General features: G+C 66.7%; 9 protein-coding genes. 4 read left to right on the forward strand and 5 right to left on the reverse strand.

The annotated features are described in order from the left end of the window. Positions 1–157: 157 nt before the first annotated feature. Positions 158–1,948 carry a cation:proton antiporter domain-containing protein gene (locus ACTPOI_RS18230; protein ID WP_440111319.1) on the forward strand — a complete coding sequence of 597 codons (1,791 nt, stop codon included), beginning with the start codon at positions 158–160 and terminating at the stop codon, positions 1,946–1,948. 443 nt (positions 1,949–2,391) lie between these two features. On the opposite strand, the gene ACTPOI_RS18235 is transcribed toward ACTPOI_RS18230, so the two are convergent. From ACTPOI_RS18235 to ACTPOI_RS18245, 3 genes are all read right to left on the reverse strand, one after another. Next, positions 2,392–4,275, reverse strand: coding sequence for a M14 family metallopeptidase (locus tag ACTPOI_RS18235; RefSeq protein ID WP_440111321.1), 1,884 nt, complete (start codon positions 4,273–4,275; stop codon positions 2,392–2,394). A 201-nt stretch (positions 4,276–4,476) separates the two neighbouring features. After that, complete coding sequence (locus ACTPOI_RS18240; RefSeq protein ID WP_440111323.1) at positions 4,477–5,205, reverse strand: nucleoside-diphosphate sugar epimerase; 729 nt, start codon at positions 5,203–5,205, stop codon at positions 4,477–4,479. Beyond that, the gene (locus tag ACTPOI_RS18245) at positions 5,117–6,931 is read right to left on the reverse strand and encodes a DEAD/DEAH box helicase (RefSeq protein ID WP_440111325.1); all 1,815 of its coding nucleotides are present in this window, start codon (positions 6,929–6,931) and stop codon (positions 5,117–5,119) included. Before ACTPOI_RS18245 ends, ACTPOI_RS18240 begins: the two co-directional genes overlap by 89 nt. 243 nt (positions 6,932–7,174) lie before the next feature. Between ACTPOI_RS18245 and ettA the strand changes: the two genes are divergently transcribed. Both ettA and ACTPOI_RS18255 read left to right on the forward strand, forming a co-directional pair. Beyond that, a complete protein-coding gene (gene ettA, locus ACTPOI_RS18250; protein WP_440111327.1) occupies positions 7,175–8,836 on the forward strand; it encodes an energy-dependent translational throttle protein EttA in 1,662 nt (553 codons plus the stop codon). Between the two features lie 53 nt (positions 8,837–8,889). Next, entirely contained in the window at positions 8,890–11,493 is a 2,604-nt protein-coding gene (locus tag ACTPOI_RS18255) for a DUF1631 family protein (RefSeq protein ID WP_440111329.1), read from the forward strand. Between the two features lie 222 nt (positions 11,494–11,715). Here ACTPOI_RS18255 and ACTPOI_RS18260 read toward each other — a convergent pair whose 3' ends face one another. Continuing rightward, positions 11,716–13,113: a TAXI family TRAP transporter solute-binding subunit gene (locus tag ACTPOI_RS18260; RefSeq protein WP_440111331.1), complete on the reverse strand. Its 1,398-nt coding sequence runs from the start codon at positions 13,111–13,113 to the stop codon at positions 11,716–11,718. Positions 13,114–13,453: 340 nt separating this feature from the next. Then, positions 13,454–14,476, reverse strand: a complete 1,023-nt coding sequence (locus ACTPOI_RS18265) for a P1 family peptidase (protein ID WP_440111333.1) — start codon at positions 14,474–14,476, stop codon at positions 13,454–13,456. A 199-nt stretch (positions 14,477–14,675) separates the two neighbouring features. On the opposite strand from ACTPOI_RS18265, the gene ACTPOI_RS18270 reads away from it, so the two are divergent. Then, on the forward strand, positions 14,676–17,078 hold the full coding sequence (locus ACTPOI_RS18270; protein WP_440111335.1) for a DUF1631 family protein: 2,403 nt from the start codon (positions 14,676–14,678) through the stop codon (positions 17,076–17,078). Positions 17,079–17,127: the final 49 nt, after the last annotated feature.

The raw sequence follows: 17,127 nt of genomic DNA on the forward strand, positions 1-17,127 counted from the left end.
CGGCTACTGTGACGCGTATTGCGGCTGGCTGCGGATCATACCTTGCCTGCCACGCTCTGACGGGCGTTCTCAGGCCGTAGGCACGGCCCACGGAGGCTCTGCGGTTATAAAGACTTGGCGTGTAGTCCCGGCCCACGTTTTGCTTCGCTCCTGATCCATGCCCCACACCGTTTCGCTCATTGAAACCATTGCTGCCGCACTGGGCCTCGCCCTGGTGTTCGGTTTTGTGGCGGTGCGCGTGCGACTGCCGGCACTGGTGGGTTATCTGCTGGCCGGGGTGCTGCTCGGCCCCTTCACCCCCGGCTTTGTTGCAGATGCCGCCATCGCAAGCCAGCTGGCCGAAATCGGAGTGATGCTGCTGATGTTCGGGGTCGGGCTGCACTTCTCCTGGGACGATCTTCTGGCGGTGCGCAAGATAGCTGTTCCTGGCGCGGTCGTGCAGATGATCGTGGCCACGGCCATGGGCATGGGCGTGGCCTTGTGGTGGGGCTGGGAACCGGGCGGCGCGCTGGTATTTGGCCTGGCGCTATCGGTGGCCAGCACGGTGGTGCTGCTGCGCGCGCTGGAGGCACTGGGGGTGCTGGACAGCCACACCGGCAAGATCGCGGTGGGCTGGCTGGTGGTGGAAGACCTTGCGATGGTGCTGGTGCTGGTGTTGTTGCCGCCGCTGGCTGCCTGGCTGGGTCCTGGCGTTGGGCAGGGAACCACAGCGGCCGCCACTGCCACTGGGAATGCGCCTGGCAGTGCCGCAGGCGCCGGTCCTGCGCTTTGGCAGGCGCTGGGCTGGACTTTGCTGCAGGTGGGAGGGTTTGTCGCGCTGATGATGGTGGTGGGCCGCCGGCTTTTCCCGTGGATGCTGTGGCAGGTGGCGCGCACCGGGTCGCGCGAGCTGTTTACCTTGTGCGTGGTCACCGCTGCGGTGGGTATTGCGTTCGGATCGGCGGCACTGTTTGGCGTGTCGTTTGCGCTCGGGGCCTTCTTTGCGGGCATGGTAATGCGCGAATCCGAGTTCAGCCACCGCGCAGCGCAAGAGTCACTGCCGTTGCGGGACGCCTTCGCGGTGCTCTTCTTCGTCTCGGTCGGCATGCTGTTCGACCCCGCTGTGCTCTGGGAGCGCCCGCTGCAGGTACTGGCGGTGGTGGCCATCATCATCGTGGGCAAGACGCTGGCCGCGGCGGCGCTGGTGCTGGCGTTCCGCTACCCGCTGCACACCGCGCTTACTGTGTCGGCCAGCCTGGCGCAGATTGGCGAGTTTTCGTTCATCCTGATCGGGCTCGGTGCATCGCTCGGGCTGCTGCCGCCCGAGGCGGCCAGCCTGGTCCTCGCTGGCGCACTCATTTCCATGGCAATCAACCCGCTGCTATTCCACGCGATTGCGCCGCTGCAAAAGTGGCTGCTCGCCCGGTCGGCGCTGGCGCGGCGGCTGGAGCAGCGCGACGATCCGCTGGCCGAGTTGCCCATGAGCACCGACGCACGCTACCTTGCGCGGCAGGTGGTTCTGGTGGGCTATGGCAGGGTAGGGCGCCGCGTGGCGCAGGCCCTGTCTGCAAACGACATCCCCTTCGTGGTGGCCGAGCAGAACCGCGAACTGGTGGAGGCGCTGCGCAAGGCGGGCATGGCTGCAGTGTTCGGGGACGCGGCCGACCCCGCTGTGCTGATCCAGGCACACATTGCCCGGGCCGCGATGCTGGTGGTGACCACGCCCGCCGGTGTGAATGTGCAGCCCATCATCGCCACCGCGCAGGCGCTGAACCCGCGCATCGAAACCGTGGTGCGTGGCCACAGTGCCGACGAGGCCGAACGCATTGCGCAGGAGACGGGCAGTGCAGTGTTTTTGGCCGACGAGGCGCTCGCACAGTCGATGTCTCGGCATGTGCTGGAGCGGACCGAGATGCGCCTGGCAGGGGGCTCAGCCCCTGCGCCACTGCTCGACAGGGGCCGATTTTGAGTGAAAGTGGCCGCTGGCGCTTGATTTGTATGGTATTTTTGCTATCAATAAAATAGCAAATCAGGGTGTCTCCAACTCGCCCGCGATGCGACGCGGTTTGCGACTCCCCTGCCAACCGTGCAACCGGATGAGAGGGGTTGGAGTGCCCCTTAACAGTACCTCGCGCGAGGCACAGCCCGGGCTCCGGAGAGTTTGCTGCCCTGGCAATGCTTGCCGAGGCTCAGACCATCGGTGCGTTTGCGCCACGCAGTCGATACCCACCCGCGGCCGCCGGCCGCATCGCCGTGGCTTGTTACGCATCGCCTTGGCATATGAGGTGATGGCCGGATGCAGCTGCGGGGTGCTGAGCGCTTGCTCAAGGCAAGAGCACGCACTCCGCAGTCGCTGCAGGGCAGCCCTGAAAGCGGTACCTCAACCTACGCAAGCGCGGCCGTCACGGAATCTCAATCCGTCTCTTCAAATACCAGCGAAGGCGTGGACATGATGCGCGCCGTGTGGTCCAGTTCGGCGATGAGACGGTTGGCGAAGTAGCTGTTTTGCGTGTCGGGTTCCAGCGCAGCCACGGCCAGATGGGCGCGCGGCTGGTTCAACGGCACGTAGTAGCTGCCAGGGGGGGCATCAATGGCGCTGCGCATGGGGGTGACCTGAACCCGCACAATGCCTGAGCCACCCGCAATGTTGCCAATCACATCCTGACGGTCTGCCGTTTCCCGCGATGTTTCGCGGTAGATGTCGGCCAGCAGCGAACCCTGCTCTGCAATGCGCAGCACCTGCACGCCCAGCAGTTTCAGGCGCTCCACCGCGCCGGCAGAAGAGGCCGACAGCCAGTAGCCGCAGGGCCTTGGGCGAACCTTCACCGGGCGCAACGTCAGCGATGAATTCCAGTCCACCTTCAGGCTGCGGTCTGCGCCGGTCTCGGGGTCCAGAAAATCAAGGTCGCGCTGGGTGCGTGTGGCTTCGGCCTCCACCACGACCTGGTCGCGGCAGGCCATGGCGCTCACGTCTCGCACCACGAACGAGCGTACCTGCTCCAGGTTGGCCGCGCGCTCGGCCGTGCTGCGCAGCGCGCTGGTGATGGCCGTCACCTGGGTGTGCACGCGCCGCTGGATGTGCATGCGGCCCAGACCCACACCACGGGTCTCGATGAGCAGGCTAACCGTGTTCTTGAGCCCGTTGACGTTGCGCCCGGTGTCCGGTTGCGTGCCGCCCATCGAGATGAGCTTGTCCTGCGGGTTGGTGGACGTGGTGTAGTACCAGTCGCTGGTGAGCCCCTGCGCCTTGAGCGCTGCCACCATGGGCTGGTGGTACCACTCCATCGAAGCCTTGGTCAGAAACTCGGGGTAGTTGGCCGTGGTGGCGTACTGCAGCAGCGCGTCATAGCGCTGGATGGCGTTGAACTTCTGCAGATAGCGGCCCACGGCCGTGTACTCGTGGGCGTCCACCACCAGTATGGGCTGGTAGTCGTTGACCAGCTTGGCCAGTGCACGTGCCTCGGGTGTGCCCAGCAAAAGGTGGTCGCGGTTCATGTCGACCCCGTTGGCCGTCACGCGCGTGCCTGCCGTGGCGCCATCGGGGTTCGCGCGCGGCACCACCACCACATTGACGCGGTCGAGCAGCGGCTCCAGCAGGCCCTGCGCCAGCTCGCGGGCGATGACCAGCAAGGCTTCGCCGCCCGCGGGTTCGTCACCATGCTGCTGGCCAATCAGCAGCACCGTAGGGCGCCCGCTTTTGGAGAGCGTTACAGCGTCGGTTGCGGCCGCACGGGTGGCCACCAAGGCCAGGATGGGCTCGCCTCGCTGCGAGGTGCCTGCATTGACCAGCTGGGTCCGCGTGCCACCGGAAGGGGCGGCTTCGGCAAGCGAGCGGAGCCACTGGCCGAGTTCGGCATTTGTGGTGAAGGCGCGGCGGTCACGCCCCAGGCCCGGCGTGTCGTACGAGATCGCCGGGTCGGGGAAGCGCGCGGCCACCGCGGCGTTGTAAGGGGCCGCTGCAATCGGGCCTTCGTCCTGCGCCACCAGGGCCGTTGGCGGCGACAGTGGGCTGGCCACTGCGCCCGGACGCTCCTGGCCCAGCGGTGCAGGGACTACGGTGCCGCGCTGGACACGCGCTACCGGCGCAGGTGCCGGTGCAGGCGCGGATGGCCGCTGCGCCGTGACCGTGCCCGGCGTGGAGGGCCAGGGCGGCAAAGGCGTGCTGGCGCAGGCGCTGAGCAGCAGCACGGCCGCGAGCGCTGCTGCGGCAGGGCGCAGGTTCAGAAGCCGAAGGCGCGCTGCGGGCGCGGTTGCCTGGTCGGGCAGCGGCGACAAGCGGAGTGATTGCAGTGTCATGTGGGTGTGCCGTTAAAGCGGTGTCGAAGGGCGGCGTGTTACGACGATGTTACCTGCGGGGTTTGACCCGGCACACGCTGTGTACATCCGGTTGCAAAGCGGTCACAGACGCTGTCGTCAGCAAGTAATGGACTGAGAGGTGCCGCGCGCAGAGGGGGCTCCGCGTCACCCTCACGCCGGCAGACGCACCCGCTGATCTATTCAGAACGGGTCTAGGTCGCTGCCTCTTAGGCGGAAGATACCCGCGCCCCGCGTCTGCACAGCGCGCACCAGGGCGCGCGCCACATCCACGGCAGGCCGCGCACGGTAGGCTGCCGGGATCACCGGGTCTGCCCACTGAAAGAGCTTCATCGATAACGACTCGGCCGCGCGTGGCGCCTGTTGCAGTGCCGCGCGTTCGCCCAGCAGCAGAGAAGGCTGCGCAATCACCAGCGTGGTGAACCCCAGCGCCTCCAGGTCGCGCTCGACCTCGCCCTTGACCCGGTTGTAGAAAAAGGCGGAGCTCGCCTTGGCCCCCATGGCCGTGACCACGCCGCAGCGTGTGGCCCCGGCGGCACGCGCCGCCCGTGCTGTTGCCATCACGGCGTCGTAGTCCACGGCGCGGAAAGCGCGCTGGCTGCCTGCAGCGGCCATGGTGGTACCGAGCGTGATGTACACATCATCGATGGGCGGCAAGGCCGGCATGGCCGAAAAGTCCACCGCGTGCGCATGCACCCGCAGGTGGGCGATGGGGGGCGCACGCCGCCCCAGTGCATGGAGCACATGCACGGCAGAGGAGGGCTGGATGGCCCACGAGCCGCCTTTGCCGCTTTGCCGGGCAGGGTGCCCGGTGCCGTTCGCGTCAGCGGCCGAAAGAGCCGCGAGAACCGCCTGGCCCACGAGGCCCGTTGCCCCGGCCACCGCCACCACCCGCGCCTGATCCACCACCATAGCCACCACCTCCACCGTTGCCACCGCGATAACCGCCACCTCGGCGGCCGCCGCCACTCATGCTGTCCACGCTGGTGCGCATCGGGTCGGGTTGGCCGCCTGCGCCGCCCGCATTGCCCGAGCTGCGATGGCCTGGGCCTGCGTGGCCCATGTGGGTACCCAGGTGGGCATTGGCGCGTGGGGGTTGCGAGTCGTCGTAGCGGTTGCCGCCACCACCCTCGTAGCCGCCGCCACCATTTCCACCGCCAGAACGGCCGCGTGCGGGTGCCTGGCCGCCGGCGCGTACGCCGCCGCCCTGGCCACCACCACCTGCACGGCCGCCACGTGGTCCATTGCCGCCACCGGCAGCAGCTGCGCCACCACCAGTACGGCCGCCCCGGCCGCCGCTACCTGCTGGTCGGGGAGCGCGTTCACCGCCGCCCCCGCCTGCGCCCTGGCCCGCCTTGTTGGTGCGGATGCGGTCCATCATTTCGCTGCGGGCGGCCTTGGCGGCAGCCTGCATCACGTCACGGCTTGGCGGCTTGCCTGCGCCGCCCCAGATGGTCTGGCGACCCATGGCAATGGGCTCCGCCTTTTCACCTGCGTCGGGACCGAAACCTTCGATGACCTGCACCGGAATCTGCTGCTTGGTAAAGCGCTCGATGTCCATCATGAAGCCTTCTTCGTCCATGCAGACGAGGCTCACGGCTTCGCCGGTAGCGCCTGCACGGCCGGTACGGCCGATGCGGTGCACGTAGTCTTCCGAAACGTTCGGGATTTCGTAGTTGACGACGTGCGGCAGGTCGTCGATGTCGATGCCGCGCGCGGCAATGTCGGTGGCCACCAAGGCGCGGATGTCGCCGCTCTTGAAGCCGGCCAGGGCCTGCGTACGGGCGCTCTGGCTCTTGTTGCCGTGCAGGGCCATGGCCTGCACGCCGTTCTTGGTCAGGAATTCGGCCACGTTGTTGGCGCCGAACTTGGTGCGTGTGAACACCAGCACCTGGCTCCAGTTGTGCTGCTGGATGATGTGCAGCAGCACCTGCTTTTTCTTGCCGCGGCCCACCGGGTGGATGACCTGCGTGATGCGCTGCACGGTGGTGTTGCTAGGCGTGACCTGGATGCTGCGGGGGTTCTTGAGCAGCGTGGCAGCGAGCTCGCGGATCTCGTCACTGAAGGTGGCCGAGAACAGCAGGCTCTGCTTGTCCTTGGGCACCAGGGCCAGCACCTTCTTCACGTCGTGGATGAAGCCCATGTCGAGCATGCGGTCGGCTTCGTCGAGCACCAGCACCTGCACGGTCGACAGGTCCAGGAAACCCTGCTGCTGCAGGTCCAGCAGGCGGCCGGGGGTGGCCACCAGGATGTCCACGCCGCGCTTGACGCGGTCGATCTGCGGGTTCATGCCCACACCGCCGAAGACGACGGTGGAGTTGATGTCCAGGTACTTGCCGTACTCGCGCACGGATTCTTCTACCTGGGCTGCGAGTTCACGGGTGGGTGTGAGCACCAGGGCGCGGATGCCCTTGCCGCCGAACTTGTTCTTGGGGGCAGCGCTTTGCGAGAGGCGGTGCAACAGGGGCAGGGTGAACGCGGCGGTCTTGCCGGTGCCGGTCTGCGCGCCGGCCAGAAGGTCGTGGCCCTCCAGAACGGCGGGAATGGCTTGTGCCTGAATGGGGGTCGGGGTTTCGTAACCCGTCTCGTGCACAGCCTTCAGGATGGCAGGCGCCAGGTTCAGTTCGTCAAATGTCATGTGGTTGGATGCGTCCGTCCGGGACGCTGGGTATCGGCCTGTCGTGCAACCTGTCGGGTTGCCGAGCCAGTCATCAGGCTGATGAGGTTCAAGGGTGGGAGCCCGGAAGCGGATGCTGCCTTCGTCCCCAGCGGTGTGCTGATGCGGTGGGCAACTGGAGCCTGCCGCGGGTGTATTGTCGCATGGCCCGATAATCGCGGTTTGCACGCAGAATTTCTGCTCCCTTTTGCAGGTTAGATACCCATGGCCCAATACGTTTTTTCGATGAATCGCGTCGGCAAGATCGTGCCCCCCAAGCGGCAGATCCTGAAAGACATCTCCCTGAGCTTCTTCCCGGGCGCCAAGATCGGCGTGCTGGGAACCAACGGTTCGGGCAAGTCCACCCTGCTGAAGATCATGGCGGGCCTCGACAAGGAAATCGAAGGCGAAGCCATCCCCATGGCCGGCCTGAACATCGGCTACCTCCCCCAGGAGCCCCAACTGGACCCCACGCAAACGGTGCGCGAGAGCGTGGAAGCGGGAATGGGCAAGCTGTTCGCTGCCAAGGCCCGTCTGGAAGAGGTGTACACCGCCTATGGCGCCGAAGACGCTGATTTTGATGCGCTGGCGGCCGAGCAGGCCGAGCTCGAAGCCATCATTGCCACGGCCGGTACGGATTCAGAGCACCAGCTTGAAATTGCTGCCGACGCACTGCGCCTTCCACCGTGGGATGCCAACATCGGCGTGCTCTCGGGCGGTGAAAAGCGCCGCGTGGCGCTGTGCCGTTTGCTGCTGTCCAAGCCCGACATGCTGCTGCTGGATGAGCCGACCAACCACTTGGACGCCGAATCGGTGGACTGGCTCGAGCAGTTCCTGCAGCGCTACTCCGGCACCGTGGTGGCCATCACCCACGATCGCTACTTCCTGGATAACGCGGCCGAGTGGATTCTGGAACTGGACCGCGGCTCCGGCATTCCATACAAGGGCAATTACTCTGACTGGCTGACGCAAAAGGGCGCCCGTCTGGAGGCCGAGCAAAAAGGCGAAGAAGCCCGCGCCAAGGCCCTGAAGAAGGAACTGGAATGGTCGCGCCAGAACCCCAAGGCCCGTCAGGCCAAGAGCAAGGCCCGTCTGGCCCGCTTTGAGGAACTGAGCGACTACGAATACCAGAAGCGCAACGAAACCAACGAAATCTTCATCCCGGTGGCAGACCGTCTGGGCAGCCAGGTGATCGAGTTCAAGAACGTCACCAAGTCGTTTGGCGACCGGGTGCTGATCGACAACCTGAGCTTCAACATTCCAGCGGGCGCCATCGTCGGCATCATTGGCCCGAACGGCGCTGGCAAGTCCACGCTGTTCAAGCTGATTGCCGGCAAGGAAAAGCCGGATTCGGGCGAAGTCGTCATCGGGTCCACGGTCAAGATGGCCTTTGTGGACCAGCACCGCGACGACCTCTCCAATGACAAGACCGTGTGGGAAGACGTGTCCGGCGGACTCGACATCCTGAACGTCGGCAAGTTCCAGATGGCCAGCCGCGCCTACTGCGGGCGGTTCAACTTCAACGGCGGTGACCAGCAAAAGAAGGTCGGCATGCTGTCGGGCGGTGAGCGCGGTCGCCTGCACCTGGCCAAGACCCTGATCGCGGGCGGCAACGTGCTGATGCTCGATGAGCCATCGAACGACCTCGATGTGGAGACCTTGCGCGCTCTGGAAGATGCGCTGCTGGAGTTTGCAGGCACGATGTTGGTTATCAGCCACGATCGCTGGTTCCTGGACAGGATTGCCACGCACATCCTCGCGGCCGAAGGTGACAGCCAGTGGACCTTCTTTGACGGCAATTACCAGGAATACGAAGCCGACAAGAAGAAACGTCTGGGTGAAGAAGGTGCAAAGCCCAAGCGGATGCGTTACAAGGCCCTGAAATAAGACGCTAGGTCAAGTAGCATTGCATTCAGACACCTGCTTGACACACTGAAACCATGCCCCAGCCTGCGCCTTCATCGCGTGCCGTTTTCCGCGCCTGCGTCGTCAACGCAGTGCGTGGCGGCGAGGCGCTGATGCAGCAGCTGGTCAAGGTCACGCAGGGGGCGCTGTCGGGCGAAGAGTCTGCGGTCCGCGACATCCGGCGGCGCGACCTGGTCAGCGACAGCCTGCGGCTGCTCAACAAGCACGAAGCGGCGCTGGTAAAGGGCTACCCGATGGCCTTGCTGGAGATCTTTGCGGAGGGGCCAGCTGCCGCCAAGGGCCGCAGTCCGGCGGACGAGACGGGCATGGACTTCGGCGAACTCTCGCTGATGGACGAAAACGAAATGCAGGCGCAGGTCGAGCTGTCCAAGGCACAGCAATCGGCCCTGCACGCCACAGACGCAGTCCTGGCTGAACTCAACACCCTGGTCAGCTCTGCGCAAGGGCTGCGCAGCGTGCAGCCCGAGCGCAATCCGCTGCGGCCAGAGAGCTATATCCGCGCTTTGCAAAAGGTGGTGGGCGACACTGCCGTGTCTGCAGACGTGCGGCAGCTGTGGATGCAGCACATGCGCGACCTTCTGGGCAAGTTGCTTGTCGATGAATACAAGAAGACGGCAGCCAGCCTGCGCGAGCATGGCGTGCAGCCGGTCGGCTACGCGGTGCTGGGCGGACCTGGAGGGGCTGCGCGGGGTGGCTCCAGCGGCTATGGCGGCGGTGCTACCGGGTACGGTCAGGCGTATGGCGCGCCCGGTACAGGATATGGCGGCGGCTATTCAGGCTATGGCCACTCTGCCAACGCCCCGATGGGCGATTACGGCAACACGGGTTATGGCCGAGGAACCGGCTGGGCGGGGGACTCGATGCAAGGCGGCATGGCGCCGGCTGCTGAAGAGGCCTTGCTCACCGTTGGCATCCTGCGGCAGATGCTGGCGGGAGGTGACCCTTTCGATCCGCGCTCCTACGGCGTCGGGGCGCCGGTCATGGTTTCTGGGCCCGGTGCGGTGCAGGCTGTGCAGGGCAGCGTATCGCCCGGAGCGCCTTCCGGGGCGGGGCAACCGGGTTGGGTGGGCCAGGGCAGCGGACAGGCCGCGCTCGCCGGATTTCACCCCTCAGCGGCGGCAGCGGCTGCCGAAGCCATTGAAGATATGGCCCAGCTGGAGCGCCTGGTCGGACGGCTGGCGGGCGGGGCTGCTGCCGGGGCTGTCAGCCAGCCGGGCTCACTGCCCGTGCCGCTGGCGGGCTGGCGCGGCCCGGGCGTGGCACCCATGGTGTATGCAGCCCTGCCGGTCGACGCTGCCATGCAGTCAACCGCCATGGCGGTCGAGGTGGTCAGCCGCATGGTGCAGAACATTGCGCAGGATGCTCGGCTGCTGCCACCCGTACAGAAAGCGGTCCAGGGCTTGGAGCCTGCGCTCAAGCAGCTGGTGCACCACGACGGGCGCTTTTTTACCGACGGCACGCATCCGGCGCGCCGCCTGCTCGACGAAGTGACCCAGCGCAGCTTGGCGTTCCAGACTGAGAAGGCGCCTGGTTTCAGCCGGTTTATGCGCCTGGTCACCGAGGCAGTCGACCACCTTGCAGCCAGCCAGATCACGGATGCCGGACCGTTCGATACCGTGTTCAAGGCGCTGCAGTCTGCCTGGGACACCCAGGAGAAAAAGGCACGGGCCGAACAGGAGGCCCAGCAGAAGGCGCTGCTGCATGCCGAGCAGCGGGAAATGCTGGCTGAAAAGATTGCAGCGGACATTCGCCGCCTGCCCGATCTGGGGAACGTACCCGCCGATATCCTGGACTTTGCAGCGGGCCCCTGGGCCGATGTGGCCGCGCTGGCCCAGGTGCTCAAGGAGCCCGGCGCGCAGGACGATGATCCGGGCGGTTACCTGGCGCTGGTGCCCGTACTGCTGTGGAGCTCGCAACCCGCGCTGACCCGGCTGGAGCCTGATCGCCTCAATGAGGCCATCCCCGGTCTGCTGGCCAAGCTGCGCAAGGGCCTCAAGACCATCAATCACCCTGCGACGCAGACCAGTGCGTTGCTGCAGCGGCTTGTAGGCCTGCACCAGGCTGCGTTTGAAAAGCCCGCGCCGCGTGCTGCCGATGCGGCCGCTGCTACCGATAGCGCCAGAGCCCGGCTGGCCGAGGTCGAGGCTGAGGCCGCTGCCCTTGCAGCCGCCGCTGCAGAAGCCGCAGCTGTGGTCCCGGCAGAAGACAGCGCGCAGGCGCCTGTAGCCGATGCCGCGCCTGACCCGTATGCCGATTTTGTGATCGGCGCCTGGGTCGAACTGGTGACCAACGGGCGGGTGGTCAAGACCCAGCTGACATGGGCGAGCCCCCACGGCACGCTGTTCCTTTTCACTGCGGCTGATGCCAGCACGCAGTCAATGACGCGCCGCATGCGCGACAAGCTGGCCTCCGAGGGAATGCTCAAGGTCGTGCCGGCACCTGCGCCTGCCGCGAGGGCAGGCGACCGCAAGCGGCCGTCATCCTCCCAAAGCCCGAACACTACTTCGGGCGGGCTTGCATCGGCGGCTGTCCCGCTGGCGGCTGCGGCTGGCTCCGACGTGCGCAAACCGGGTTCGCCCGACGCAGGCAGGGGCCTGAGAACGCCCAAGACGCGATAAGAGGCGGCACCGTACGGCGAGGTAGCTGGCTCCTTGCGCCTGCGGTTTGCCTTCCGCGTTTTTTTCCGCGCTTGTATTTCTGCAGACAGGGCAGACCTGCAAAGCCCTGGCGCGGCACCGCGATCCGACCACAGTGGTGTTTGCCAAAGGCGCGCTAGCGCCACTGACTGTCACCCAGGCGCATGGCCGGGCGCGTTCAGCCGATGGCCGATGCCTGGGGCGTCAAGGCTGCTTTTGCAGCCCACCTTCTTCGCCTGCTGCCTGCGCGCGCAGGAGCTTCTTGCGCACCAGATGGATGTGGTTGCGCAAGGCATACAGCTCGTCGGCGTACGACAGCGGTACCGACACCTTTTCGGCCTGGCCCTCCAGTTCGTCCAGGGCCCTGAGCAGCTCGGCCGGCGGCGCGCTGCAAGTTTCCATCTGGTCCTCGACTTCACGCAGGCGGCCGTACCAGCGGAATACCCGCGAGCGCACCCGGAACTGGTACAGCGGCGGCACGATGCGCGACAGCGGCAGCATGATGGCCAGCAAGATGCCGAGTACCAGCCACATGCGCTCGATCAGGTTGGCAATCCAGAACGGCAGATAGCGCTGTAGCAGCGGCACCGATTCGGTGATGGCGCGCTCGGCTTCCCTGGCAATGGGCAGCTCGCTGTGCTGGACGCTGGGGAAGGCGCGGGCGCGGTTGAACCAGCCTGCGCCACCGTGCAGCGTTTGCGCGTTCTGCGCGAACAGCGTGAGCAGGGCAGGGTGGGTGTCTGCGCGGGCCAGCATCGACGTGGTGGACGCCACCAGGCGCACGTCCCGCGCAGGGAGGTCCTGCGCCAGGTCCACCACGCCGCGCGGCAGCGAAACGGGTGAGAGAAACGGCAGGCGCCGCGCGTAGGCCTCGTTCTGGGCAAAGTCGAGCAGCTGCACGCCCGGCGTCTGCAACAGCATCTGCACCATGGGGGATTCGGGGGCCGATACGAACACCAGTGCGTCCAGCCGACCGGCCAGGAAAGCGACGGTCGCGGGCGTTTCTTCCAGGTGCGACAGCTTCACGTCGCCGGGCTCCATGCGGTTGGCCTTGAGCAGGCGGTCCATCAGGTTGGGCACGCCGCTGCCCGTGGTGCCCACATTGACCCGCAGCCCCTTGAGCTGCGCAACGCCGCCGAGCCGCCGCGCAGCGCTTGCCGCGCCTGCCGCGGGTGCACTTGATGGCTGCGCAATGGGCTGCGAGGCTGGTGTGCGGTAGAACACCCAGACGGGTTCCACGAACAGGCTGCCGAGCGAGATCAGTGCGTCGGCATCGTCGGGCTGGCGCGCTGCGGTGCCGCCTTGCACAAAGGCCACGTCGGCCTTTCCGTCGCGCAGCAGCTGCAGGTTGGCCGACGAACCCTCGCTGGGCAATAGCACCACCTCGATGCCGTCGGCCGCCAGAGCTTTTTGGTAACGCTTGCCAAACTCTGCATACGCGCTCTGGGCGGGCCCCGTGGCCACGGTCACGGTCTTGGGCGGGTTGGGGTTGAGCCACCAGTAGGCCAGCGCAAGCAGCCCCAGGCCCAGAAAGGCGAGCGGGCCAGCGGAAGCGAGCAGGTCGCGCAGGGAAAGCAGTGTGTTGCGAAACGCCTTGGGCATAAAGAGCGCGGGTCGCTCCCGCGGTGGTGTGTCTGATAAGCCCGGCCATCAACACCGGTCGGGGCTGGGGCGGCGCCTGCGTGGGCAAGGGGTCCCCAGTTTGCCTGATCCGGTGCTGCAATCTGCACCTTGCGCCGCGTGGGGAACGCAGGCGCTGCAGGCCTGCTGCGCCTTCTGCCATGCACGGCAGGTGCCATCTCATCAATTTGCTATATAAATAATAGCATTACAGGCAATTGAAACGTGCGCTGCAGGCCAGTTTGCCCTGAAAAATTGCTGTGGAGGGCCATTCGGGGCCGTCCAGCGGCGCGGACCGGGCTGCGCGCTGAGCCCGGCGTCATCAGGCCCGCGTCCTCAACCCTTCAAAGTATTCGATCCCCGGCAGAAACAGCCCTTCCGCCGTGGTGATGGAGCAGGCGGCCCGGGCCGCCCGGGCGGTGGCGATGGCGGTTGCCTCGGCGGCCATGGTGGCCAGCACCATCATGCCCGGCGTCTTGCCGCTGCGGCCGGTGCCCAGGCTGAACAGCGTGTCACCGTCAGACATCGTGTGTACGGGGTTGATGCTGCGGGCCAGGCCATCGTGGGCGGCCACCGCCAGCCGGTGGGCTTGCACCTTGGTGATGACGGCGTCGGTGGCCACCACGCCGATGGTGGTGTTGGTGCCCGCCAGTAACGGCTGGGGCGCATCGCCGCGCAGCAGGGCGCGACGCGTGTCGCGCAGCTGCGTGCCATCGTCCGTGCGCGCGCCGGCAATTACCTGCGCCGTGTCGGGGTCGATCACGTCACCCAGCGCGTTGCACGCAATGAGTGCGCCCACCGTGACGCCATCCACGGTGACAGACGCCGTGCCGATACCGCCCTTCATGGCGCGCTGGATACCGAAGATCTTGCCCAGTGCAGCGCCCGTGCCCGCGCCCACGTTGCCTTCGGCCGGGTCTTGTGTGGAGGCTGCCGCGCATGCGGCATAGCCCGCTGCGGCGTCGGGGCGGATGCGCATGTCTCCCACCAGCAGATCAAAAAGCACAGCCGCCGGCACGATGGGAAGGCGGCCCACCGCCACGTCAAAACCCACGCCGCGCTCCTCCAGCCAGCGCACAACGCCCGTAGCGGCGTCCAGCCCCCAGGCGCTGCCCCCGGCCAGCATGATGGCGTGCACCTTGTCGACAAGGTTCGAAGGGTTGAGGAGATCGGTTTCGCGCGTTCCGGGCGCTGCGCCCCGCACGTCCACTCCGGCCACGGCGCCCTCTCGGGTGATGATCACGGTGCAGCCCGTCGGGCGGCGTGTTTCGGTGAAGTGGCCAACTTCGATACCAGCCACGCGGGTGATGCTGCCAGCGTCGGCAGCGGTCAAATGGGCATTCATGGGCAGGAATTATGGTGCCCGTACCATGCTCTGTGGCGGCCCCAGTACCGGGCTGCGTCACGGATCGCCACGGGCGTCCGCGGTGTGTCGGCCGGCTGGCTCACATGTTTCGGCGCTTTTATGTCAATTCGCTAGAAACAAATCGTTAGAAATGAAACAATAGCGGATTCATTTGTTGTCCTCAACGTCCATCCGGTCCATGACCTCTGCACCTGCCAACGCTAACCCTGCCGACCTTCCCGCGCTTTACCAGCAATGCGTTGAGCAAGCCCAGAAAGACAGTGCGCTGCTTGCCGAAAAGCTGTTTGACTATGCGCGCTATCAGCTGCAGCGGCAGGAGTTTGAACTGCGCGACCTGGGCGACCGGCGCACCGTAGCCCAGGCACTGATGCGCCTGCGTGAGAGCCAGCGCAGCATGATTGAGGGGTTTGGCCCGACCTTGCGCCGCGCCATCGATAACGCACGCGCAGAGGGCGCCCCCGTGCGGCGCCGGGCGCTGACCGAATTGCGCTTCGATGAGCTGGAGTTGCTGGACGCCGGGCAGGTGCAGGACCACGTCGAAGTGGCACGCGCCCAGCAGATGACGCTGGACCACGCCCAGTCGTCCCTGGCAGAACTCAACCCGCTGATCTGCGCCGTGATGGGCCTGCCCGGGGTGCAGGCCGAGCGCAATCCGCTGCACCCGCAGGTGTACCTGCGCGTGCTCCAGGAAGTGATGACGGCCAGCGGCGCCTCGCCCGCCATCCGCATGCTGTGGATGATGCAGGTGTGTGACCTGCTCGGCCGTGAGCTGGAGGTGTTCTACCAGCGGCTGTGCTCTTTTCTGCGCGAAAAGGGCGTGCAGCCCGTGGCCTATGGCGGCGCGTCTCGCCCCACGCCTGCGGCAGGGTTCCATGCCAGCAACGACCTGCTGCCCGAGGCGGCCCAGCTGGCCGCCGCGCGTGCGACGGAAACGCTGGAGCCCGCAGCGCCGGCCGTGCTGACCGCCGCCAGCCTGCATGACCTGCTGGTGCACGACGACACCGCGCCTGCGACTGTGGCGGCAGTTGCGTCGGCCACACAGTCTGCATCGCTGTCCACCGACCGCATGGCAGCCTTTGCACAGCGGTTTGCGAAGGAATTTGACGCACAGCCTGGCGCACAGGATGAGCCCGACAGCGCGCAGGACGCACCGGCCAGCGAATTCCCCGCCACGTTGCCCGCGGAGCTGGATGCTCTGGACCACTCCGACCATGTGGACGAAGTACTGGATCGCCTCGCGCTCCAGGCAGGCCGTGCGCGCGGCGAAGGCCGTGTGGCGCTCAGCGAGCGCATGGGGCAGGACGCCGAAGGCACGCGCCAGGCAGTCGCCCGTGAAGTGGTCCTGCTGATGATGGAAAACCTGGGCCGCGACGAGCGGCTGCTGCCACCCGTGCGCGCGGCCCTGCGCGACCTCGAACCCGTGCTGCTCGGGCTCGTGCGGCACGATGCTCGGTTTTTCAGCGACCGCGAACATGCAGCGCGCCGCTTCATCGACGAGGTGACCAAACGCAGCCTGGCCTGGACCGACAGCGAGACGCCCGGCTTCGCTGCGTTCTTTCGCCCCGTGCGCAAGGCGCTCAAGGGCTTTGCGATGTTGCCCCACGCCAAGGCGGCGCACTTCGATTCGGCGCTCAAGCAGGTCATCCAGATGTGGAACGCCGACCAGGGCCGGCAGGCCGCGCAGCGCGACGCAGCTGTCAAAGCCCTGCAGCACGCCGAGCAGCGCAGCCTCACGGCACGCAACCTGCAGGCCGAGCTGCAGGCCATGGCGGGCATGCAGGGTGTGGCGCCCGAGGTGCGGGACTTCATCCTGGGGCCGTGGTCGCATGTACTGGCTGAAGCCCGCATGTCCGACCGCAGCGGCGAAGCCGACCCTGGCGGCTACCGTGCCGTGGTGTCCAATCTGCTGTGGGCCGCCACGCCACATGCCACGGCGGCCAACCCGGCACGGCTCACGCGGACCATACCTGCGCTGCTGTCGGACATGCGCCGCGGGCTGCGCACCATCCAGTTCCCGGCCCAGCAGGCCAGCGCCTTCATGGAGCGCCTGATGCAGGTGCTGCAGGCGGGCTACCAGCCCGCGGGCGACGCTGCGCAGACGCAGGCCGATGCCGAGGAGCAAGCCTTGGCCCCCGATTCCGGCAGCCTGGGCGACAGCAGCTGGCCTTCGTTGCCGGGCGATGCCTGGCTGGCACCACAGGAGGCCGAGACATCGGGCTTTGTGGAGCTGCCCGACCATGGTGGCGCACCCGACAGCCTCTCAGGTGCGGAGCTCGACGATGCCGACACAGCCCCGTCTGCCGACTGGGCGGTCGGCACCTGGGTCGAGATGGAGACCGAGCAGGGCTCCGTACGGTCGCAGCTGTCGTGGTGCAGTGCGCACGGCACGCTTTTCCTGTTCAAGCAGGGCGACGGCAACATGTGCTCGATGACGCGCCGCGTGCGCGACACGCTGCTGGCCGAGGGCCGGCTGCGCATCGTGGCCAGTGAGCCATTCGTGACCGGGGCGCTTGACGCCGTGGCGCGCGCCGCCATCCTCAACAGCGTGGACCAGGCGCAGCAGGCCAGCGGCGGCCACTGAAGCGGAGCGCGGCAGCCCGCGAATCAGGGCTCTGCGCAAAAGCGGGTGT

The organism is Acidovorax sp. BL-A-41-H1 (assembly GCF_051942715.1).